This is a genomic window from Cupriavidus sp. 21MJTG02-4, assembly GCF_057798975.1.
The window spans coordinates 54,670-75,618 of sequence record NZ_JBYOJP010000024.1; the positions used below are offsets into that span (position 1 = coordinate 54,670).

Here is a 20,949-nt window from a genome sequence, read left to right on the forward strand (position 1 = left end):
CCATCAGGTGTCAGATCAGGCCTTGTCGGCAGGGCGCAGCATCATCAGGCCGGTGCGCACGGCAGTGCAGACGATTTCGTCGCGCTGGTTCTTGGCAACGTGCTTGAAGGTGACGATGCCAGAGTCCGTACGGCTCTTGGAGATGCGCGTTTCGATGATTTCCGTCTCGACGCGGATGGTGTCGCCGTGGAAGGTGGGCTTGGGGAAAGCAATCTCGCCAAAGCCGAGGTTGCCCAGCGTGGTGCCCAGCGTGGTCTCGTACACCGTGATGCCGGCCACCAGCGCCAGCAGGAACATGCTGTTGACCAGGCGCTGGCCGTAGAACGTATTCTTGCTGTACTCGGCGTCGATGTGCAGCGGTGCGCAGTTGTAGGTCATGGCCGAGAACAGGACGTTGTCGGTCTCGGTGACGGTGCGGCGGATGGCATGCTCGATCACCATGCCGGGCTTGAATTCTTCGAAGTAAAGGCCTGCCATTTTTCTATCTCCTTGGGTATTCGCAATCAGTTGTTGAACGATTGTGCGAGCTCGATGATTTCGCGCGCCGTCTTCACATGCGCGATGTCGATGTGCTCGCCGTCATAGATGCACGAGGCGCGCCCCTCGGCCTCTGCCTTTTCCAGTGCGTCGATCATTCCCTGGTAGAACGCCACTTCCTCCTCGGTGGGACTGTAGGTCTTGTTGACGATCTCGACGTTTGAGGGGTGCAGCACCAGCTCGCCGCTCATGCCAAGCTGGCGGTCGTTGGCGGACGAGACCTTAAGCCCTTCGAGGTCATGCACCTGCTGCCATACTCCGCCGATGGGCAGCTTGCCCGCGGCGCGGGCGGCCATGACGATGCGCGACTTCAGGTACAAGGTCTCGCGCCCTTCGAGCGACCAGACGGTCTTGAGGGCACGGGCCACGTCGGCGTTCTTGGCCGTGGCGCCGACGATGGCAGGCACGCGCTCGTGCTGGGCGATCTCGTAGGCGTATTGCAGCGAGCGGGCGGTCTCCAGCAGCGGAATCACCCGGGTGTGGCCCACCGGCATGCCGGCGCGGTATTCGGCCTCGGCCAGCATGGACGAGACGGTATGAATGTCCTCGGGGCCGCAGGGCTTGGAAATCACGATGCCCTCGACCACCGGATGGACGATGGCCAGGATGTCTTCGAAGTCGTACAGATGTGCGCTGCGATTGATGCGCACCCAGATGCGCGGTTTCTGCCCGGCCAGCCAGTCCAGCCTGGACTTGACGATCTCGCGCGCCTCGACCTTCTGGGCCGGCGGCACGCTGTCCTCCAGATCCAGGATCAGCGCATCCGCTTTGGATGCCACAGATTTCTCGATCCAGCTCGACTTGTTGCCCGGTACGAACATCATGGATCGAATCGGTTTCATGGCACTTACACTCATCCTGGTCTCCTGGTAATGATTGCTGCCTTACAATCGTTAGATGAACGGCAAAAAATTTTTGGGAAATCCCGTGGCCTTGATGCTAGATGGGCCAGGTCGTTTTGCTCAAGTAGTGACTGGCGAACCACCGATTCGCATTGCGCGAACCGGCGATGCACGGACGGCTTCAGCCCGCCGGATGGCGTCTCGGCAACCGTTGCAGGCAGCGGAACTTGGCCACCACCTCGTTGCGCTGGTTATAGGCGCGACGCTCCAGTTCGATCAGGCCGGCGTCGGGGCACGCGGGGTCTTCGCGCTTGTCCAGCACCTCGCTTTCAATATGAATGGTGTCGCCGATGAAGACGGGCCGCGTGAATCGCACGTCGCTGAAGGCAACAGTGCCTGACACCGGGCCCCGTGCCAGTCCGGCCGCACCGATGCCGCATGCCAGCCCCAGCAGGAGGATGCTGTTGACGGCACGCATGCCATATGGCGCGGCTTCGGCATACGCCTGGTCCACGTGCAATGGCTCCATGCCATAGGTCAGCGTGCTGAACAGGAGGCTATCTGCCTCCGAGATGGTCTTGCGGATGGCATGCCGGCTGGCACTGCCAATGACAAAGTCCTCGAAGTAGCGGCCGGTCGCGGCGTCGGACATGGGTGCATTCCCTTGAAAGGCGGGACTTGCATGTGCATGCCACGACGCAGCGTCCCGTCACGCTTCAAGGGTAATCAGCAGGCGGCGAGGCGCCAAGTTGTGTTCCGCGACGCGGCGATTCGCCAATCGCGATCCGGCATCAGGCATGCCGAACGGCTCAGGATGACGCCGGCTCAGGCCGCTCGGTCAACTGGCGGATCAGCATGCGCGTCGCCGCCGTGATCGCCTTGCCGCGACGCGTGCCGATGCGCACGCTGCGGGTCGCCCAGGGTTCGGGAATCCGTAGCATTGTCGAACGCGTGCTGGCCTCGAGCGAGACCATGCACTCCGGCAGGATGGTCACGCCAAGGCCCGCCTCAACCAGGCTGCGCGCCGCCTCGGGGCCATTGATCGTGAACTTGGGATGCAACACCCGGCCGATCTCGCGCGCGGCGCGGTTGACATCGGACATCAGCGTGGTGTTCGGGTGCATGGCAATGAACGGCTCGCGGATCAGGTCGGAGAAGGCGACCTCAGGCTGCTCGCCCAGCGGATGGCCATGCGGCACCAGCGCGACCAGGCGGTCGACGCGATACGGCAGGCTGTCCAGCGGCTCGTCGTCGATATCCGGGCTGACGATGTACACGGCCAGGTCGACATCCCCCGCCACCACCGAACGCACCAGGTTGGTATTGGCGTCCTGTTTCAGTTCCAGCTCGACCAGCGGGAAGTTGCGGGAGAACTCGCCGATCTCGCGCGCCAGGTACTGGATGATGACGGCACCCGTGGTGCCCACGGTGACGTGGCCACGAACGCCTTCGGAGAATTCGCCGAGTTCCCGGCGCATGTCTTCGAGGTTCTCGAACAGCAGCCGCAGATGGCGCGCCAGGACTTCGCCCGCCGCGCTTGGCGCCACGCCGCTGGGATTGCGCTCGAACAGCTGCACGCCGGCAATGTCTTCCAGATCCTGGATGCGCTTGGTTGCCGCGGAGGCGGCAATGTTCTCGCGGATGGCGGCGCGCCGGATCTGGCGCTCTTCCACCACCGTCAGGAACAGCCGCAGGGTGAACAGGTCGACCCGCCGGGTCAGGCCATGCACGCTCAGCGTGCTCATGGTGTCTCCTTTAATGCTGGAACCGGTCTGCCGCCGGGTCAGGCGTCGCGCACATGCTGCGCAGCAGCATTGCGCTACGTGCGCCGTGAATCGCACCGCGAGTATACCGTCATGTCAGGTGGACCTGCACGGCTGCCGCGGCTCGGCGCGCGCCGTTCAGCCCGCGCCAACGCCTCCGCTGCCATGCAGGCTGGAGACTTCCTGCAGGTCCAGGTCGTGTTCCAGGTGACGTAGCAGTTCATCGCTGAGCTGTCCGGCGCGATGCATGCCGAGTAGTTCGGCCCTGGCGGCGGCAAGCCCGGCTAGGACCACGGCGAAGTGGGCAGATCGCGCCTCGTCGGGAAAGACGCTGTCCTTGAAGCGCTCGGTCAGTTGCGCCCGGTAGTTGTACTGCTCCCACAGGCGCGGGTGCAGCAGCTTGCCGTCGGCGTCGAATACCAGCGGGCGAATGGCATCCAGCTGCGCCTTCTCCAGCCGAGCCCAGGCCTGGGGTTCGGTCAGCTTGACGACGCCTTCGCCCGCATTCATCTTGCCGACGTCGAACATGCCGATCAGCAGGCCAATGGTCGCGCCCTGGACCAGCACCGTCACCAGGATCACGGCAAATGCCGCCACCAGGATCAGGTCCCTGCCCGGCATCGCCTCAGGCAGTGCCAGCGCAATCGCAAGCGTCACCACGCCGCGCATCCCCGCCCAGCTCACGATCGTTGCCGAGCGCCAGTCCGGCCGCGCCTGGTGCCTGTGCAACAGGCGATGCCAGGCCGGCTTCAGCGCTTCCGTGGCAAAGACCCACACAAAGCGCGACAGCACCACTGCCACCATGACGATGGTGACCGGCAGCGCCAGGTAAGCCACCGCATCCGCCGTGCCACCGAGCCGGCCAATCACGCCGCGCAGCGACAAGCCAATCAGCAGGAAGACCAGTGCTTCCAGCAGGAACACCATCATCTGCCAGAACGCGGTGCCACGGATTCGGGTCGTTGCCGAAAACACACGGTGCTGATGCCACCCCAGCATCATGCCCGTGGTGACCGTGGCGATCACGCCGGAGACTTCCAGCCATTCCCCGACGATGTAGCTGATCCAGGCCGGCAGGACCGATGCCGTGATGATCAGGTACTCATCCGTCAGCACCGTGATGACGCGTATCAGCACGATCCCGACACCGACGCCGACAGCGACCCCACCCAATGCCAGCACCACGAACTCGGCCGCGGCGTGCTGCATGTTGAACGCGCCGGTCAGCGCGGCCGCGACCGCGAAGCGATAGAGCACCAGCCCCGACGCGTCATTGAGCAGGCTTTCGCCTTCCAGCAATGCCATCAGCCGCCGCGGCAACGCGACGCGCTCCAGCACCGCCTTTGCCGCGACCGCATCGGGCGGGGACACGATGGCGCCCAGGGCAAAACATGCGGCCCACGGCAGCCCTGGTGCCACGAGGTGGACTGCCACGCCGACGACCAGCGTGGTGAACAGCACGGCCCCGATGGCCAGCATCAGGATGCCGCGCAGGTTGCGCCGGAACTCATCCCAGACCGAAAAGTAAGCGCCGTCCATCAGCAGCGGCGGCAGGAAGACGACCAGCACCAAGTCCGGGTCAAGCTCCACGTCGGGCAGCCCAGGGATGAAAGCCATGGCAATGCCGCCAACAAGGAAGGCGGCCGCAGGGGGCAGCCGGAGCCGTTTGGCAAGCAGCTCGAGGCCGATGATGACGACCAGCGATAGCAGCACCAGCTTGAAGGCCAGAACTGGCGACATGGCGTTCCCCCAAGGGTTCGGTGTTGCGGCAATTATCCACGAAACATCGATAGCTACGTGATGCAAGAGGCTTGTGCTTTCGATTTCCGGAACAAGCGCGGCATGCCGATTGCCGCAGGCGGTACTCGACGCTCTAATCGTTCGCAACGAGCGGCCGCCCTCTTCTCATCAGTCGGCCAGGCGGCCGCCCGATTCGTGCCGTGGGGTCGCCCGTCGGACTGTTGGCGAACGACCCCGTGATGGCTAACCACCCCCAAAGACCCGCCATGACGAGATTTCCACGCCAGAATTCCGAAGACCCGATGGCCACGCTGTGCCGCATGGCATTGCAAACGCAGTACGAGGACCTGCCGGCAGACGTGATCCGGCATGCCAGACATACGTTGCTGGACGCCATGGCCGTCACTATCGGCGGCTCTGCGATGGATGGCATACCGGCAATCGTTGAGCTAGTGAAAGACAAAGGAGGCAAAGCGGAAACCATGCTGCCCTTCTATGGCGGCAAGGTCCCCGCCGCGGAGGCGGCACTGGCCATCGGGCCGATGCCGCGCGCCATGGATTGCGGCGACCTCCATGAAGAGGCCGGGCACGTCAGTGAATACATCGTTGCCAGCCTGCTGGCCGCGACGGGCCTGCGGCAGAACGTGACAGGCAAGGAGTTCCTCGCTGCGCTGGCGATCGGCCAGGAGATCCTGATCCGCCTGGGATCGGCCTACAAGGTCATCAGCCTGGCAGTCAAGGCCAACGACTGCGGCGGCCACTACATCTTTGGCGCGGTCGCGGCGGTCGGCAAGCTGCTGGGACTGACGCAGGAGCAGCTCGAGAACGCCCAGGGCATCGCACGCACCATGACGCAGCCGCATACGATGGCCATCTACGCCCCCGCCACGCTGATGGTCCGCGTGCATCACGGACTGGTGTGCCAGGCGGCGATCACGGCGTGCCAACTGGCCGCGCGCGGCATCACCGGACCGCGCCAGGAGGTGCTGCTAGGCGCGAAGGGCTACCTGAACACGGCCCGCTGGGAGACTGAACCCGAAGCGCTGACACGGGATCTCGGCGAGCGCTGGGAACTGGCGAGCATCATCACCAAGGGCTACAGCGCCTGCTACTTCTCGCATTCTTCCATTGACGGCATCCGTGACCAGATGCGCAGTCATGGCTTTGGCGCGGCCGATATCGCGAGCATCCATATCGATGTCTCCACGTCCGGCTGGCGCGCGGTCTGCGAACCGACCGACAAGAAATGGCTGCCACGGACCGTGCCGGAATGCCAGTTCAGCCTGCCCTATGCCGTAGCCACCGCGGCGTTCGACGACAAGGTATTCCTGGAGTCCTACAGCGCTAGGGCCAGGGAGCGGGAGGACGTCCGCGAACTGATGACGCGGATCACCGCGTCAGAGGACCCCTCCGTGTCCGATTGGGGCGCGCGGCTGACCACCAGGCTGCGCGACGGGCGCGTGATCAGCAAGGAATACGTCTACGTGAAGGGCCACCCCGAGAACCCGTTCAGCGAGCAGGACTTCATTGCCAAGTTCAGGCTGTGCGTGCCGTATTCCGCGTACCCGTTGAGCGAAGAGCTCGTCGACACGCTCATCGACGACATCCTGCACCTGGAACGCATCGACGACGTGGTGCAGGCCCTGCTCGCGCCGCTGACCCCCGCCGAAGCCTGAACCAACAGGCATGGCAAAAACTACTGGAGACAATGTTCAAATGGAAACGCTCGAACAACGCGTCATGCCGAAGGTGTTCCGGCGCCTGGTCCCGTTCCTGATCCTCTGCTACTTCGTGTCCTTCCTGGACCGCGTCAATGTCGGCTTCGCGGCCTTGCAGATGAACAAGGACCTGGGCCTGAGCGCCACGGCATTCGGTTTTGGGGCCGGCCTGTTCTTCCTGACCTACTTCCTCTTCGAGGTGCCGTCGAACCTGCTGCTGGTCCGCTTCGGGGCGCGCCGCTGGATCGCGCGCATCATGGTGACGTGGGGCCTGGTTTCGGCGGCGACCGCGTTCGTCACCGGGCCGACCGGCTTCTACGTCGTGCGCCTGCTGCTTGGGCTGGCGGAAGCGGGGTTCTTCCCGGGCGTAGCCTATTTCCTCACGCTCTGGTTCCCTTCGGCCTACCGCGCGCGCGTGATGGGCTACCTGCTGGTCGCGGCGCCGATGTCCACCGTGATCGGCGCCCCGATCTCAGGCGGGCTGCTGAACCTGGAGGGCGTGATGGGCCTGCATGGCTGGCAATGGATGTTCATCCTGGAAGCACTGCCCGCCGTCATGCTCGGATTTATCGCGCTCAGGCACTTGAAAGGCGAACCGTCGGATGCCGCCTGGCTGTCGGCGGACGAGCGCAGCTGGCTGTCCCAGCGCATGGCGGCGGAGGATCGTGAACGTCGCGCCGAGAGCCACCTGTCGGTGGCGCAAGTGTTCTTCAACCCCCAGGTGTGGCTGCTGTCGACAATGGCCTTCGGCTTCTTCCTGACCATCTTCGGCGTCGGCTTCTTCCTGCCCCAGATCGTCAAGTCGTTTGGCCTAAGCAATGTGCAGACCGGGTTCGTGGCCGCGATTCCGTACGTGATCGCCTCGCTGAGCATCGTGTTCTGGGCCAGGCGCTCGGACGCGAGGAAGGAACGCCGCGTGCATATCGCGGTGCCCGCGTTTATCGCCGGGGTGGCGCTGATTGCCGCGGCGCTGGTGGACGATTCGATCCTGAAGATGATCGCCTTCAGCGTGGCAGCCTTTGGCATCTTCGGCGCCCTGCCGGCGTTCTGGGCCATCAACACCACCCTGCTCTCCGGACCCGCGTCCGCCGCCGGCATCGCCTTCATCGGGGCGGTCGGCAACCTGGGCGGCTTCGCGGGGCCGTCGCTGCTCGGGCTGTCGAAGGACCTGACCGGAAGCTATGCCGGCGGGCTCGTGATCCTGGCCGTCGTGGCCTTCTTCGCAGCCGCCATTGCGCTGGGGGTCGGCAGGCGCAGCAACCCGTCCGGGATCGCCCTGACACCAGCCGGCGAATAACCCCGCGAATAACCCACTTACCCCGGGGCACGGCTTCCGCTCACTGTACGGAACCGGAGTCCGCCCCGGATTGACAGCCCCAACGCTTGCGAGGAATCTGGTCACCATGCCAGTGCATGTCGCCATCGACCGGGCGACGCATCAACGACACTTTTCCCAGGGAACGCACCTGTGACTACCACTCAATCCGATTCCAGTTCGCCGGCCAACTGCCCGCCCCTCGAGCAGGCAGTGGTTCGCCTGATCCAGGACCTGACCTTCGACCAGCTCGATACGCTGGCGCATGCCGGCGTCAGCCGGCTCATGCGCGACCAGCTCGCGCTGCAGATCGGCACCTCGCAGATGCCCTGGTCGCACCAGGTGCTGGCATTCGCCATCGCCCAGCAACGCCCCGGGCGCAGCCGGGTGGCCGCCAGCACCGCCACCATGAGTGCCGCGGACGCTGCCTTCGTCAATGGCGCTTATGGTCATGGCTTCGAGTACGACGACGCCCACGGCGCCAGCGCCAGCCACCCCGGCAGTTGCGTGATTCCCGCGGCGCTCGCGATCGGCGAGGAACTGGGCTCGACCCTGGAGGAGGTCATCACCGCAATCGTGGCCGGCTACGAGGTCTACACCCGGATCGGCGTGCTGGCGGCGCCGGACCTGCTCAAGCGCGGCTATCACCCGCATGCCGTACTGTCCAGCTTCGGCGCCGCGGCAGTCTCGGCCAAGTTGCGCAGGTTCGATGCGGAAACCACCCTGCACGCACTCTCCATCGCGCTGAGCCATGCGGCGGGCACCACCGAGTACACCTCCACCGGCGGCTCGGTTAAGCGGGTGCACGCCGGCATCGGGACGCGCAGCGGCATGGTCTCGGCCGACATGGCGCAGGCCGGCATCACCGGGCCGCGCGCCTTCCTGAGCGGCAACAAAGGCTTCTTCCGCACCCTCCTGCAGCGTGGCCCGGGCGATGGGGCCGAGGAGCGATTCCGCCTCGACCAGCCGTTCGAGATCGGCACGGTCTGGCTCAAGGCATACTGCGCCTGCTATTGCACCCATGCGTATATCGACGCAATCCGCCCGTTCGCGGCGCGCCGCGCCGACATTGCCGATATCCAGGCCCGCATCCATCCCGCCTTCAACGTGGTCGTCGGCACCGCCAACGCCAATGCGTATGAGCCGAAGAACATCGAGCACGTCCAGTTCAGCCTGCCGACACAGATGGCTTTCGCCGTGCTCGGCATGGGCAATGGCTACAAGGTGCACCGCGACTACCTGGACGGCAAGCTCGACATGGACCCCGTGAAGGAAGTCGCTCGCGGCATCGGCATTACGGAAGCACCGGAACTCGAGCAGCGCTACCCCGGCAAGTTCGTCGCCGATGTCACGGTGACCTTCCGCGATGGCTCGTCCGAGCATGTCTTCGTGGAGGACCCGATCGGCTCGCTGGCCAACCCCATGTCGGAAGCCGAGCAGGACGCGAAGTTCATGGAGCTGACGGTTGACGTGCTCGGCGAAGACCGGGCGCAGACGCTGCTGGCGACACTCAGGAAGATGGATCCGCGCATCAAGGCAGCAGACCTGATGGCCTTGACGCATTAAGTCATGGCATCAGGCAGGACGCGCGCCGACCCGGCCCAGCGGGCCAGGTCGGCCGCTCATGATAGTCAGGAGATAGCAATGCAGCAGCACCCCGTCAGCCGCCCGTCCGGCAGCGACGTCGACACCCTCACAAGACTGATGTCCGCGCGCTTCACGTGCCGCGCATACCTGGACAAAGCCGTGCCGGACAAGGTGATCCGAAGCATCGTTAACGTTGCCAAGAAGAGCGCATCCTGGTGCAACGTGCAGCCCTGGCACCTGGTCATCGGCTCGCAGGCGACCACGGAGCAGTTTCGCAATGCGCTGGTCGAGCACGCCGCCAGCTCGCCCGAGGTCGATTCGGACCTGCCCTTCCCGGAGGAGTATCGCGGCGTCCACGCCCAACGCAGACAAGAAACGGGTTACCGGCTCTATGAAGCGCTTGGCATCGAGCGCCACGACCGCGAGCGCCGCGCCAGCCAGGGCTTCGAGAACTTCCGGCTGTTCGGGGCGCCGCATGTGGCGATTGTCACGATGGCCGCGGATCTGGGGCCGTACGCCGCTGTCGATTGCGGCGGGTTTATCGCGTCGTTCCTGCTGGCCGCGCACGCGCACGGTGTCGCCACCACGCCGCAGGGGGCGCTGGCCCGACACGCCAGGTTCGTGCGCTCGCACTTTGGCATCGGCGACGACCGCAAGATGATCTGCGCGATTTCGTTTGGCTACGCGGATCCCGATCATGCGGCGAACAGCTTCAGGACGAGCCGGGCGCCGGATGAAGAGATCATGCGGCTGGTGTAGCCACCGGCGTTGAGCGGATCAAGCAAGCGAGCCGACCCTGGTCGGCTCGTTCTCCTTGTCGGAGACTTATCGGCCGGCTTTCAGCCGGCCTTTGACTTGGCCTGAGTCAGGGCCACCAGCTTCTTCCACCGTTCCAGCTCAGCCGGCGCACTGGCGCGAACCGCGGCCGAATCCGCGATATCGACCTCCAGCCCCTGCCCAATGCAATAAGACTTGAAAGCAGGCGTCGCGGCCCCCGCCGTCATGGTTTTGGACAGTTGCGCGACAATGGCAGGCGGCGTGCCACGCGGAGCCATGACCCAGATCGGCGAGATCAGCTCATAGCCTTTCAGGCCGGCCTCGTCCATCGTCACGACATCCGGAAGCTGGCTCGAACGCCGCAGGCTGGTGACTGCGAGCACGCGCAATCGCCCCGCCTTGATCAGGGCCAGCGACGAGGCCACGCCCCCGAAGCCAACATCGACCTGGCCGCTCGCCGTATCCACCGCGACCTGCGCCGGCCCCTTGTACGGGACGTGGGTCATCTCAATGCCGGCCATGCTGCTCATCAGCGCCGCCGCCATGTGCGACGTGGTGCCATTTCCGGAGGACCCGAAGGACACGCTCCCGGGCTTGCGCTTCGCCGCCGAGATGACGTCCTGAACCGTGCGGAACCGAGAATTTGCCGCGGTAGTCAGCAGCAGCGCGGACATGCCCAGCCGCGCGACCGGCTCGAAGTCCCTGACCGCATCGTATGGCGTCTTCTCGACCCACTGGTTCGAGTAGTGCGCGGCATATGTGCACAGCAGCGTGTAGCCGTCCGGCACAGCCTTGGCGACGAAATCCGTGCCGATGATCCCGCTCGCGCCAAGGCGGTTCTCCACGACAAACGCAGAGCCCAGGGTCTTCATCAGCTCGGCGCTCATATAGCGCGCCACGACATCGCTGCCGGAGCCAGGGCTGACGGGCACGATGATTCGCACCGGGTGGGAAGGATAGGCCTGGGCGAGCACCGAAGCCGGGAACGATGCAGGGATGGCCGCCAGCGCCGGCAGCGACTGCAGGAAGGTGCGGCGCTTCATCATTGCGTCGCTCCGCTTTGGAGGCGGCCGGCGGCCGCCAGGTTGTCGAGCTCTTCCCTGGAAAGCCATTCCGCCAGTGCCAGCGCCGCGTTCTCCGGCGTTGCCGCAGCGGGGGGAGCCGGATCGGCCGGCCGCGTACGCGAAAAGCGCGGCGCCGGGCGCGGCTGCATCACGCCATCGACCTCGACAAAGGTGCCGCGCGCCTTCAGGTGCGGATGTTCAAACGCCTCTTCCTGGTCGAGCACGGGCGCAAAGCACACGTCGCTGCCTTCGAGCAGCTCCGTCCACTGCGCACGCGTCCGCGTCCTGAACTGCGCAGCAAAAACGCGGCGGGCTGTTGGCCAGTCAGCGCGGTCTGCCTGCTTGCCCAGCGCGGACGGGTCCAACTCCAGTCGTTCAAGCAGTTGTTGATAGAACTTGGACTCGATCGGGCCGATCGACACGTATTTACCGTCGGCGCACTCGTAGACATCGTAGAAAGGCGCTCCCGAATCCAGCAGGTTGGTGCCTCGTTCCGATCCGGTCAGGCCCGCAGCCCGTAGCCCGGTATGCACGGCCAGCAGCGACGCCACGCCATCGACGATGGCCGCGTCGACCACCTGGCCTTTGCCCGAGGAACGCGCCTCCAGGATGGCGCTCACGATGCCGAGTGCGGCATAGACCGAGCCGCCGGCATAGTCGCCGACGACATTGAGCGGCACCGTCGGCGGCTGGCCCTCGCGCCCGATCGCGTTGAGTAGCCCGGTGATGGCGATGTAGTTGATATCGTGCCCCGCGGTCTGGGCCAGCGGCCCGTCCTGGCCCCAGCCCGTCAGCCTGCCGTACACCAGCCTGGGATTGCGCGCGAGGCACGCCTCAGGCCCGAGCCCGAGCCGCTCGGTGACCCCGGGGCGGAATCCCTCGATCAACGCATCTGCCTTGTCGATCAGCGTGCGAACCAGTTCCAGCTCGGCCGGATCCTTCAGGTCGACCTGAATCGACTTTCGGTTGCGCAACACCAGATCAAACTGCAGCGGCCGCGACAGGCCCAGCCCCGACGGCTCCTTCCGGTCGACGCGGATGATCGTCGCGCCGAGGTCTGCAAGCAACATGGCGCAAAAAGGAGCCGGCCCGATGCCCGCCAGCTCCACGATGCGCACTCCAGCAAGTGGTCCCACGATGGTCTCCTGATAGCTATGCCCGGTTTCCCCGCGCCGCCTGTGATGGGCGCGAGAGCGGTCAGTCGTGCCGGGGGACGATCCGCCTGAACCAGGCATCGCAGATGCTCCCCGCGCGTACTTCCGCCACATACCGATCGTGCGCGCCCTCCCCCCGGAACTCAACTCGCCAGGCCATGCCGTTCCGTGCTTTGAGAGGCGAACCTGCCCTGCTCTCAAAGCACGGAACGGCGTACCAGCGCCGATTGCCCAGCCCGCCGGCCGCGCCTATCTTCGAGGCATAAAAGAGGAGACATTATGTTCAGCAGAAGGTATTTCCTGAAATCACTCGCGTCACTAAGTGCCGTCGCCTGCGCGCCGTCGGCCTTTGCACAGCAATATCCGTCGCGGCCGATTCGAATTGTCGTGCCGGCCTCGCCAGGCACGGCGGTCGACATTACTGCGCGATTCATGGCCGAGGCGCTGGCCAAGAGCCTGAAAACCCCGGTCCTGGTGGACAACCGTGCCGGCGCTGGCGGGCTCATCGGCACGGACGCCGTGGCCAAGGCTTCCGGAGACGGCTACACGCTGCTGTTCGCCGGTGTTCCCCACCTGACCACGCGATGGTTCACCGACGGGCCTGTCACGTTTGACCCGGTCAGGGACTTCGTGCCGATTGCCAAGGTGAGCAGTTCCGCGCTGGCAATCGCGGTCAAGGCCAACTCGCCTTACAAGACCCTGGGCGACCTGATCGCGGCCATGAAGCGCAAGCCGGGCGAGATCACATATTCGTCCGGCGGGGCGGGCAGCACTTCTCATCTCTGCTCGGTGATGCTGAATGACCTGACGAAGACGCGGGCCAAGCATATCCCTTACAAGGGCAACGGGCCCGCTGTAACGGACGTCATGGCTGGCCAGGTGGACTTCACCTGCCAGGGCGCGCCGAGCGTGGTGCCGATGATCAAGGCAGGCAAGCTGCGCGGCCTCGCCGTCACCAGCGCCGGGCGCTGGGGTGATATCCCGGACGTCCCGACATCGGCGCAAGCCGGGGTTGCTGGCTACCAGGTCGCGTCGTGGATTGGCGCTCTGGCACCCGTTGCGACGCCGGCTCCAATCGTCGAGCGCCTGTCCGAAGAACTGGTGCGGATCGCCCAATCGCCCGCGTTCAAGGAGTTCTGCGCGCGTCAGTCGATGTACGTGGATATCGCCGATCGCCGCCAGTTCCTGGCTGATTTGCCGAAGGAGGATGCGCACTGGAAGCGCATCGCGCAGTTGTCGAAGGAATCCTGAGCGCGCGGGCTTCTCCCTCCCCGAATTCAAAGTACGGGACAAACCGGGTTACTCACTTGGCGCGGCTGTACGCCCTCATGTGAAATGGCTTCGGCAGCTATCCGACGTGTGTGCGGCTGCGCCAAGCGTGAACAATATTCAGGAGACAAAGACCATGGGCCTAGAACGCCTTCTTTCGCTGCGCCTGGCCGGTTTCGCGGCCTTTGCCGTCTGCGCTTTCGCGCAGGCCCAGGCCCAGGAAATCCCGATCATGTCCATCCAGTCGGTGACCGGCGCGGCCGCCTTCGCTGGCGCGAGCTACCAGAACGGCATCCGTCTGGCAGTCGACGAAGCCAACACGAAGGGCGTGCTCGGCAGCGCCAGGATCAAGCTGATCGAGCGCGACAACGCGAGCGACAAGGGGCAGGCCATCAACCTGGCCAACCAGGCGATCGACCGGGAGCGGGTGGTGCTGTCGCTCGGGCCCTCGGCAACTTCCGACTCCGTCGGCGTGGCGCCGATCTTCAATGACAAGCACGCCCCCATGATGTCCATGGCCAGTTCGGACGCCATCATCGCCCCCGGACCGTGGGTATTCAAGTTCCAGCAGAGTGCGACGGATATCAGCCCACGGATGGCAAAGTACGTGCTCGAGAAGACGCCGGTGCGCAAGGTCGCGATGGTGTACGACCGCGGCAATGAAGCGCTGATCGAGTACAAGAATTACTTCCGCGACCCGTTCAAGGCGGGGGGCGGAACGGTGGTGGCCGAGGAGGCGGTCGTCACCAGCGACACCAACTTCCTGCCGCTGGTGACCAAGCTCAAGGCCATGGATCTCGATGCGGTGTATCTCGCCACCTATTCCGAGCAAAGCGCCAACATCATCCTCCAGCTGCGCCAGGCCGGCTTGCCCGAGAAGGTGCGCTTCATCGGCACCATCGCACTGGTTACCCCGCGCTTCCTGAACATCGCCGGCAAGGCGGCCGAAGGCACGCTGGCTGTGTCGGAGTTCGTCAACGGCATGGACCGGCCGCTGAACAAGACCTTCGAGGCTGCCTACAAGGCGCGCTACAAAGCCGAGCCTGACGCCTGGGCCGCGACCGGTTACTCGTCCATCCAGGTCGCGCTCGCAGCGCTCAGGGATGCGGGGCCCAATCCCGACCGGCAGAAGGTGCGTGACGCCCTGATGAAGGTGCGCGACGTGCCCGTCGTGGTCGGCTCGGGCAGCTGGAACCACAGCGATCGCCGCCCCAGGTACGGCAGCATCGTGCTCGTCGTCAAGGACGGCAAGTTCGTCCAGGCTGACAGGTGAGACGCCGTGCTGATCCAGCAACTTCTCAACGGCCTGGTCATGGGCAGCACGTATGCCGTGTTCGCCCTCGGCTTCACCTTGCTGTTCGGGGTGAACCACATCATGAACATGGCCTACGGCTCCCTGTTCATGTGGGGCAGTTTTGCCGGCCTGTACGCCGCCACCGTGTTCCAGGCGCCCTTCATCGTGTCGATGCTGGTGGGCATGCTGGCCGGCGGCGTGCTGTCCATCGCGCTTGACCTGGTGGCATTCCGCCCCCTGCGGCGCCGGCATGCGCCCGACTTCTCCTACATCCTGGCCTCGATCGGCGCGAGCCTGGTACTGCTGGCGCTCGCGCAGAAGGTGTCCAACACGTCAGTGATGCAGTTCCCCGGCGGGACCTTCCCGATCGTCGTGTACGAGTTCCTGGGGCTGCAGATCCAGCTGCTGCAGATCATCATCGTCGGCGCCGGCGTGATGATCGTCGCTGGCCTGGTGTACGCGCTGTACAGCACCGGCATGGGACGCAGGATTCGCTGCGTTGCCTATTCGGAGGGTACCGCACGGCTGCTGGGCATCAACGCCGAGTGGGTCAACGCACAGGTGTTCTTTATCTCCGGCGCCCTGGCGGGCCTTGCGGGCGTGCTGATCGGCGTGGCCTTCAACTCGGTCCACTTCATGATGGGCGAGCCGTTCCTGATGCGGGCTTTCGTCGTCATCATCCTCGGCGGCCTCGGCAGCATCCCCGGCGCCCTGGTAGGCGGGATCCTGATCGGTGTGGTCCAGTCGCTGGCCTATGCCTATATCTCGTCGGCCGCCGCTGACGGCATCGCCTTCGTGGTCCTGTTTCTCATCATCCTGATCCGCCCGACCGGCTTGTTCGGCCTGGCCAGTGCGGTCATGCGGGTGCAGCGTCTATGATTGACTACCTTCTCTCCTACCAGTCGGTCCTCGACCACATCCTGATCTACACCCTGCTGGCCATGAGCCAGGCGATCGCGCTGCGTGCCGGCACGTTCTCGATCGGATCGGCAGCGTTCGCGGCCATCGGGGCGTACACCACCGCCATCCTTGTCACCCGCCTTGGCTGGTGGCCGCCGCTGGCGATGGCGAGCGGGGTTGCCCTGGCCGGCGGGATCAGCCTGCTGATGGCCTTCCCGCTGTCGCGGCTGCGCGGCGTGTTCCAGGCCGTGGCGACGCTGGCGCTGGTGCAAGTGGTTGTCACCGTCGCCATGAACTGGGACGACGTGACACGCGGCGCGCTTGGCATCACCGGCATTCCCAAGGCCGCGACCACCGGCTGGCTGCTCCTGATCGTGGCCGTGGCCATGGCGCTGGTGCACACGCTGGGCCGCTTCAGCCTGGGGCGGGCCATGGACGTGATCCGCCAGGACGAGACGGTTGCCGTGTCGCTCGGCATCTCGGTGACTTACCACCAGCGCCTGGCCATGACGCTCTCCGGTCTGCTGGCGGGAATGGCGGGCGCGCTGCTGGCCTGCAATTCGTACGCCGTCAATCCGGAAGATTTCGGCTTCCACATGCTGGTGCAAGCGCTCGCCATGGCGGTGCTCGGCGGCCAGACCTCCCTGTGGGGGCCACTGGTCGGCGCCACCGTGCTGACGCTGCTGCCCGAGCTGTTCCGGGTCTTCGAGGAATTCCGCAATGTGGCCCAAGGCGCGCTGCTGATGCTGATCATCATCTACCTGCCACACGGCATCGCCGATACGCTGGCCGGACTCGCGCACGACCGCCGCGTGAAGCGCGCGGCGGCGCAGGGTGCGCGGACAGTTTCCCAACAATCGGGAGGACTAGGCGCATGACCTCCACCATGAACCCGATGCTCAGGCTCGACGAGGTCGCGCGCAGTTTCGGCGGGGTCCCGGCGCTGAGCGGACTGAGCCTGTCTGCTGCGCCCGGTACCATCACAGGCCTGATCGGACCCAACGGCGCCGGCAAATCGACGGTGGTGAACCTGGTGATGGGCCTGCTTCACCTCTCCTCCGGCCGGGTGCTGCTGGATGACCAGGATGTCTCCACCATGGAGGCGCCCCAGCTGGCACGCGCCGGTGTGGCGCGGACCTTCCAGAACATCCGCCTGGTGCCGCAGGCGACGGTGCTCGACAACGTGCTGGCCGGATTCCACCGGCACCAGACCACCGGCTTCTGGGCCAACCTGCTGGGCCTGCGCGCGGCGCGCGCGGAGACGGCCGCGCACCGCGCCGAGGCCATGGCCCTGCTCGAACGCTTCGGTATGGCCGAATTTGCGGAGCACCGGGCCGGCAACCTCTCCTACGGGCACCAGCGACGCATCGAGATGATGCGCGCGCTGGCGATGAAGCCGCGCCTGCTGCTGCTGGACGAGCCCGTGGCCGGCATGAACGACGTCGAGGCAGCCAGCCTCGGCCGTATCTTCCAGGAAGTGGCGGCCGAAGGCGTGGCGGTGCTGCTGATCGAGCACAACATGCGCTTCATGACGCAGGTCTGCTCCTACCTGTACGTGCTCGCGTCCGGGCGCCAGATCGCCGAGGGCCAGCCCGAGGCGGTCTTGCAGGACCCGGTCGTGATGCAAGCCTATCTGGGAACCTGAATGACGACCCATCCACCTCCCATTGCCGCGCCGGAAGCCGTTCCCGGCCTCGCCGGCGCCGACGCCCTGTCGATCACGAACCTCGAAGTGCACTATCGCGGCATCACCGCGCTGCGCGGCGTCTCGCTCACGGTGCGGCGCGGCGAGATCTTCACGCTGATCGGCCCCAACGGGGCCGGCAAATCCAGCCTGGTCAATGCGATCTGCGGGATCGTGCCCGGCTCCGGGTCGATCCGCTTCGACGGCAGCCCGCTCGATGCCCTGCCCGCGCACCGGCGCTCGCGCCTGGGCGTGATCCAGGTGCCCGAGGGGCGCCGCGTCATTGCACCGCTGTCCGTGATGGACAACCTGCTGCTGGGCTGCGAGGCGGCCGGAGTGCGTGGCGGCGACTTCGAGGCGGACCTGCAACGGGTCTTCGAGCTGTTCCCGATTCTTGCGGAACGCCGCAACCAGGCCTCCGGCACCATGTCCGGCGGGCAGCAGCAAATGCTCGCCATCGGCCGCGCGCTGATGGGGCATCCGCGCGTGCTGCTGCTCGACGAGCCGAGCCTCGGCCTGGCGCCCGTGATTGTCGCCGACGTGTTCCGCGCAGTGAAGCGGCTCAATGCCGAGGGCATGACGATCCTGCTGGTGGAACAGAACGCCCGCCTGGCGCTGGAGACTGCCCACCGGGCTGCAGTGCTGGAACAGGGCCGCATCGTCCGGCAGGGCATGGCGGCCGACCTGGCCAACGACCCCGTGATCGCGGACCACTACTTCGGCCAGGCGGCCGCAATCTGAAGCGAAACGAATCATGAGAGAGATGACTGTCCTGCTGGATGGCCTGACGCATACCGAGGGTGCCCGCTGGCACCAAGGGCGCTTCTGGTTCAGTGACTTGTACACCTACCGCGTGTATTCCGTGAAAGAGGACGGGTCGGACCTGCGCACCGAACTCGAAGTGCCCGGGTGCCCGTCCGGGACCGGCTGGCTGCCGGATGGACGATTGCTGGCGGTGTCGATGCACGACCGCAAGCTGCTGCGCCGCGAGCATGACGGTACGGTCGTCACGCACGCAGACCTGTCTCCCCACCTCGAGTTCGAACCGAATGACATGGTGGTGGACTGCAACGGCCGCGCCTGGGTGGGAAACCTGGGGTTCGACGTCATGAAGCTCGCCCCGCGCCGGCCCGCGCGGCTGGTGCGCGTGGATCCGAATGGCTCGGTGACCGCGGTGAGCGAACCGCTGCATTTCCCGAACGGCTCGGTCGTGGTGGACGGCGGCCGCACGCTCGTCGTCGCCGAGTCGTTTGGCAACCGCATGTCGGCTTTCGATATCCGGCCTGACGGGACCCTGTCCGGGCGCCGGGACTGGGCGCGCTTCGGCGCGGTGCCCGAGAACCCCGATCCGATCCAGGCGATGGCCGAGATCGTGGTGGCGCCCGATGGCATCGCACAGGCGGACGCAGAGGGCGCGATCTGGGTCGCCGACTTTATCCGGACGCGTGCGATCCGCGTGCTTCCGGGCGGTGAGATCGTCGACGAGGTTTCGACCGGCGACCTCAACTGTTATGCCTGCGCTCTGGGCGGCGAGGACGGGCGCACGCTGTTCCTGTGCGCCACGCCGGCTGAGTTCAATCCGGAGATCCGCAGGAACCATCCGCTGAGCCAGGTGTTGTCAACCCGGGTGGACGTGCCCGTCGCTTGATGGCGTTGCATCGGCCGGCTCATGCAGGGATGCCTGGCACATCTGCCAATTCGAATGTAGCGATCGCACGATCGCTCCGAAGACAAGGAGTTCAATATGGGAAATGAAACGGCAACTGCCGCGGCCAACAAGTCCGACACCGGACTGGCCAGGGCACTGGCATGGATCGGCTCGGGACCGAAGCGCCTGCTCATTGGCGGGCGGTGGATAGAGGCGGCATCCGGCAAGACCTTCGAGGTCATCAACCCGACCACGGAAGAACTGCTTTGCCATGTGGCCGAAGCCGACAGTGCCGATATCAATGCGGCGGTGGCCGCGGCGCGCCACGCCTTCGACAAATCGTCCTGGGTCGGCATGTCGCCGCACGCGCGCACCCGCGCGTTGCTGCGTATCGCCGATCAGATCGATCGGCACGCCGACGAGCTTGCCGCGATCGAGACCCTCGATAACGGCATGCCACTGTGGTTCAGCACAGCCGTTGCCACCACGGCCGCCGACATCTTCCGCTATTACGCCGGCTGGTGTACGAAGATCCTGGGCTCGACGATTCCGTCGGATGCTTCCGGATTCGTCTATACGCTGCGCGAGCCGCTCGGTGTGTGCGGCCAGATCATCCCCTGGAACGTGCCGATCCTGATGGCGTCGATCAAGCTGGCAAACGCGCTGTGCTGTGGCAACACGTTGATCCTCAAGCCCGCCGAACTGGCCTGCCTCACGTCCTTGCGGCTGGCCGAGCTGATCCAGGAGACGGACCTGCCGCCGGGTGTCGTCAACGTGCTGCCCGGCTTCGGCGCCACCGCCGGCGCAGCGCTGGCGCTCCACCCGGATGTCGACAAGATCGCCTTCACTGGCTCCACGGCGATCGGCAAGCAGATCGTGCAGGCCTCCACCTCGAACCTGAAGAAGGTGACGCTGGAACTTGGCGGCAAATCGCCGAACGTCATCTTCGCCGACGCGGATCTCGACAAGGCCGTCCAGGCCGCGGTCAAGACCTTTTGCGGCAATTCCGGCCAGGTGTGTTCGGCGGGTACGCGGTTGTTCGTCCATGAAAGCGTGCATGACGAAGTTTCGGAACGCGTCACCCGCCTGGCCGCCACCTACACGTTGGGCGATCCGCTCGCGCCGGACACCAAGCTCGGCCCGCTGATCTCGGCCAAACAGCGCGACCGTGTGCTGTCCTATATCGAGGCCGGCCAGGCGGGCGGCGCCTCGCTGCGACTGGGCGGCTCCCAGTGGAGCAGCGGCGGCTACTTCGTCGCGCCGACCGTGTTCGATGGCGTGACCAACGGCATGCGCATCGCGCAGGAGGAGATCTTCGGGCCCGTCCTCTCCATCATTCCGTTCCGGGACGAAGACGACGCCGTCTTCAAGGGCAACGACACCACCTATGGCCTCTCCGCGGCCGTATGGACGCGCGATGTCGCGCGCGCGCACAAGGTGGCGCGCGCGCTCAAGGCCGGGCGCGTATGGATCAACACCTATGGCGAGGCCGATCCCGCCATGCCTTTCGGCGGCTACAAGCAGTCCGGCTGGGGGCGCGAATTCGGGCAGGAATCCATCGACGCCTATACCCAGGTCAAGGCCGTGATGTTGAGGATGTAAGCGGCACGGGCGAGGGGGCAAGCTCCCTGCCCTTCAAAAGAATATTTCAGGAGAC

Annotated in this window: 19 protein-coding genes; 12 read left to right on the forward strand and 7 right to left on the reverse strand. The window is 65.5% G+C overall.

Features of this window, described 5'->3' with window-relative positions:
• Window positions 1-15 precede the first annotated feature (15 nt).
• The 5 genes from AC3FKH_RS31350 to AC3FKH_RS31370 all read right to left on the reverse strand — a co-directional run bounded on the left by AC3FKH_RS31350 (window position 16) and on the right by AC3FKH_RS31370 (window position 4,882).
• Window positions 16-477, reverse strand: coding sequence for a MaoC family dehydratase (locus AC3FKH_RS31350; RefSeq protein WP_042877232.1), 462 nt, complete (start codon window positions 475-477; stop codon window positions 16-18).
• Between the two features lie 26 nt (window positions 478-503).
• Window positions 504-1,379 carry an HpcH/HpaI aldolase/citrate lyase family protein gene (locus tag AC3FKH_RS31355; protein ID WP_326348415.1) on the reverse strand — a complete coding sequence of 292 codons (876 nt, stop codon included), beginning with the start codon at window positions 1,377-1,379 and terminating at the stop codon, window positions 504-506.
• A 181-nt stretch (window positions 1,380-1,560) separates the two neighbouring features.
• Entirely contained in the window at window positions 1,561-2,031 is a 471-nt protein-coding gene (locus tag AC3FKH_RS31360; protein ID WP_488679575.1) for a MaoC family dehydratase, read from the reverse strand.
• A gap of 157 nt (window positions 2,032-2,188) precedes the next feature.
• Window positions 2,189-3,124 (reverse strand): LysR family transcriptional regulator, encoded by a 936-nt coding sequence (locus AC3FKH_RS31365; protein ID WP_488679576.1) that lies wholly within the window; start codon window positions 3,122-3,124, stop codon window positions 2,189-2,191.
• Between the two features lie 156 nt (window positions 3,125-3,280).
• On the reverse strand, window positions 3,281-4,882 hold the full coding sequence (locus AC3FKH_RS31370) for a Na+/H+ antiporter (RefSeq protein ID WP_488679577.1): 1,602 nt from the start codon (window positions 4,880-4,882) through the stop codon (window positions 3,281-3,283).
• A gap of 266 nt (window positions 4,883-5,148) precedes the next feature.
• Between AC3FKH_RS31370 and AC3FKH_RS31375 the strand changes: the two genes are divergently transcribed.
• The 4 genes from AC3FKH_RS31375 to AC3FKH_RS31390 all read left to right on the forward strand — a co-directional run bounded on the left by AC3FKH_RS31375 (window position 5,149) and on the right by AC3FKH_RS31390 (window position 10,261).
• On the forward strand, window positions 5,149-6,558 hold the full coding sequence (locus AC3FKH_RS31375) for an MmgE/PrpD family protein (RefSeq protein ID WP_488679578.1): 1,410 nt from the start codon (window positions 5,149-5,151) through the stop codon (window positions 6,556-6,558).
• 40 nt (window positions 6,559-6,598) lie between these two features.
• Complete coding sequence (locus AC3FKH_RS31380) at window positions 6,599-7,897, forward strand: MFS transporter (RefSeq protein WP_488679579.1); 1,299 nt, start codon at window positions 6,599-6,601, stop codon at window positions 7,895-7,897.
• Window positions 7,898-8,068: 171 nt separating this feature from the next.
• Entirely contained in the window at window positions 8,069-9,481 is a 1,413-nt protein-coding gene (locus AC3FKH_RS31385; RefSeq protein ID WP_488679580.1) for an MmgE/PrpD family protein, read from the forward strand.
• A gap of 78 nt (window positions 9,482-9,559) precedes the next feature.
• On the forward strand, window positions 9,560-10,261 hold the full coding sequence (locus tag AC3FKH_RS31390; protein ID WP_488679581.1) for a nitroreductase: 702 nt from the start codon (window positions 9,560-9,562) through the stop codon (window positions 10,259-10,261).
• Window positions 10,262-10,341: 80 nt separating this feature from the next.
• Here the strand turns inward: AC3FKH_RS31390 and AC3FKH_RS31395 are convergent, their stop codons facing one another.
• Both AC3FKH_RS31395 and AC3FKH_RS31400 read right to left on the reverse strand, forming a co-directional pair.
• Window positions 10,342-11,325 (reverse strand): Bug family tripartite tricarboxylate transporter substrate binding protein, encoded by a 984-nt coding sequence (locus AC3FKH_RS31395; RefSeq protein ID WP_488679582.1) that lies wholly within the window; start codon window positions 11,323-11,325, stop codon window positions 10,342-10,344.
• Window positions 11,322-12,479, reverse strand: coding sequence for a CaiB/BaiF CoA transferase family protein (locus tag AC3FKH_RS31400; RefSeq protein WP_488679598.1), 1,158 nt, complete (start codon window positions 12,477-12,479; stop codon window positions 11,322-11,324). Before AC3FKH_RS31400 ends, AC3FKH_RS31395 begins: the two co-directional genes overlap by 4 nt.
• Window positions 12,480-12,929: 450 nt before the next feature.
• On the opposite strand from AC3FKH_RS31400, the gene AC3FKH_RS31405 reads away from it, so the two are divergent.
• The 8 genes from AC3FKH_RS31405 (at window position 12,930) to AC3FKH_RS31440 (ending at window position 20,894) form a co-directional block, all read left to right on the forward strand.
• A complete protein-coding gene (locus tag AC3FKH_RS31405) occupies window positions 12,930-13,748 on the forward strand; it encodes a tripartite tricarboxylate transporter substrate binding protein (RefSeq protein WP_488679583.1) in 819 nt (272 codons plus the stop codon).
• Between the two features lie 154 nt (window positions 13,749-13,902).
• Window positions 13,903-15,039 (forward strand): ABC transporter substrate-binding protein, encoded by a 1,137-nt coding sequence (locus AC3FKH_RS31410; protein WP_488679584.1) that lies wholly within the window; start codon window positions 13,903-13,905, stop codon window positions 15,037-15,039.
• Between the two features lie 6 nt (window positions 15,040-15,045).
• A complete protein-coding gene (locus AC3FKH_RS31415) occupies window positions 15,046-15,939 on the forward strand; it encodes a branched-chain amino acid ABC transporter permease (protein ID WP_488679585.1) in 894 nt (297 codons plus the stop codon).
• Window positions 15,936-16,838 carry a branched-chain amino acid ABC transporter permease gene (locus AC3FKH_RS31420; protein WP_488679586.1) on the forward strand — a complete coding sequence of 301 codons (903 nt, stop codon included), beginning with the start codon at window positions 15,936-15,938 and terminating at the stop codon, window positions 16,836-16,838. The genes AC3FKH_RS31415 and AC3FKH_RS31420 overlap by 4 nt, the downstream gene beginning before the upstream one ends.
• On the forward strand, window positions 16,835-17,605 hold the full coding sequence (locus tag AC3FKH_RS31425; RefSeq protein ID WP_488679587.1) for an ABC transporter ATP-binding protein: 771 nt from the start codon (window positions 16,835-16,837) through the stop codon (window positions 17,603-17,605). The genes AC3FKH_RS31420 and AC3FKH_RS31425 overlap by 4 nt, the downstream gene beginning before the upstream one ends.
• Complete coding sequence (locus AC3FKH_RS31430; protein WP_488679588.1) at window positions 17,606-18,385, forward strand: ABC transporter ATP-binding protein; 780 nt, start codon at window positions 17,606-17,608, stop codon at window positions 18,383-18,385.
• 13 nt (window positions 18,386-18,398) lie between these two features.
• Window positions 18,399-19,292 (forward strand): SMP-30/gluconolactonase/LRE family protein, encoded by an 894-nt coding sequence (locus tag AC3FKH_RS31435; RefSeq protein WP_488679589.1) that lies wholly within the window; start codon window positions 18,399-18,401, stop codon window positions 19,290-19,292.
• A 96-nt stretch (window positions 19,293-19,388) separates the two neighbouring features.
• Entirely contained in the window at window positions 19,389-20,894 is a 1,506-nt protein-coding gene (locus AC3FKH_RS31440) for an aldehyde dehydrogenase family protein (protein WP_488679590.1), read from the forward strand.
• The last annotated feature ends 55 nt before the right edge of the window (window positions 20,895-20,949 follow it).

Coding starts and splice junctions, on each gene's coding strand:
- AC3FKH_RS31395 (WP_488679582.1), bottom strand. CDS start 11,325: ATGATGAAGCGCCGCACCTTCCTGCAGTCGCTGCCGGCGCTGGCGGCC.
- AC3FKH_RS31420 (WP_488679586.1), top strand. CDS start 15,936: ATGATTGACTACCTTCTCTCCTACCAGTCGGTCCTCGACCACATCCTG.
- AC3FKH_RS31370 (WP_488679577.1), bottom strand. CDS start 4,882: ATGTCGCCAGTTCTGGCCTTCAAGCTGGTGCTGCTATCGCTGGTCGTC.
- AC3FKH_RS31435 (WP_488679589.1), top strand. CDS start 18,399: ATGAGAGAGATGACTGTCCTGCTGGATGGCCTGACGCATACCGAGGGT.
- AC3FKH_RS31365 (WP_488679576.1), bottom strand. CDS start 3,124: ATGAGCACGCTGAGCGTGCATGGCCTGACCCGGCGGGTCGACCTGTTC.
- AC3FKH_RS31350 (WP_042877232.1), bottom strand. CDS start 477: ATGGCAGGCCTTTACTTCGAAGAATTCAAGCCCGGCATGGTGATCGAG.
- AC3FKH_RS31425 (WP_488679587.1), top strand. CDS start 16,835: ATGACCTCCACCATGAACCCGATGCTCAGGCTCGACGAGGTCGCGCGC.
- AC3FKH_RS31430 (WP_488679588.1), top strand. CDS start 17,606: ATGACGACCCATCCACCTCCCATTGCCGCGCCGGAAGCCGTTCCCGGC.
- AC3FKH_RS31405 (WP_488679583.1), top strand. CDS start 12,930: ATGGCCGAGGCGCTGGCCAAGAGCCTGAAAACCCCGGTCCTGGTGGAC.
- AC3FKH_RS31355 (WP_326348415.1), bottom strand. CDS start 1,379: ATGAAACCGATTCGATCCATGATGTTCGTACCGGGCAACAAGTCGAGC.
- AC3FKH_RS31440 (WP_488679590.1), top strand. CDS start 19,389: ATGGGAAATGAAACGGCAACTGCCGCGGCCAACAAGTCCGACACCGGA.
- AC3FKH_RS31360 (WP_488679575.1), bottom strand. CDS start 2,031: ATGTCCGACGCCGCGACCGGCCGCTACTTCGAGGACTTTGTCATTGGC.
- AC3FKH_RS31390 (WP_488679581.1), top strand. CDS start 9,560: ATGCAGCAGCACCCCGTCAGCCGCCCGTCCGGCAGCGACGTCGACACC.
- AC3FKH_RS31410 (WP_488679584.1), top strand. CDS start 13,903: ATGGGCCTAGAACGCCTTCTTTCGCTGCGCCTGGCCGGTTTCGCGGCC.
- AC3FKH_RS31380 (WP_488679579.1), top strand. CDS start 6,599: ATGGAAACGCTCGAACAACGCGTCATGCCGAAGGTGTTCCGGCGCCTG.
- AC3FKH_RS31375 (WP_488679578.1), top strand. CDS start 5,149: ATGACGAGATTTCCACGCCAGAATTCCGAAGACCCGATGGCCACGCTG.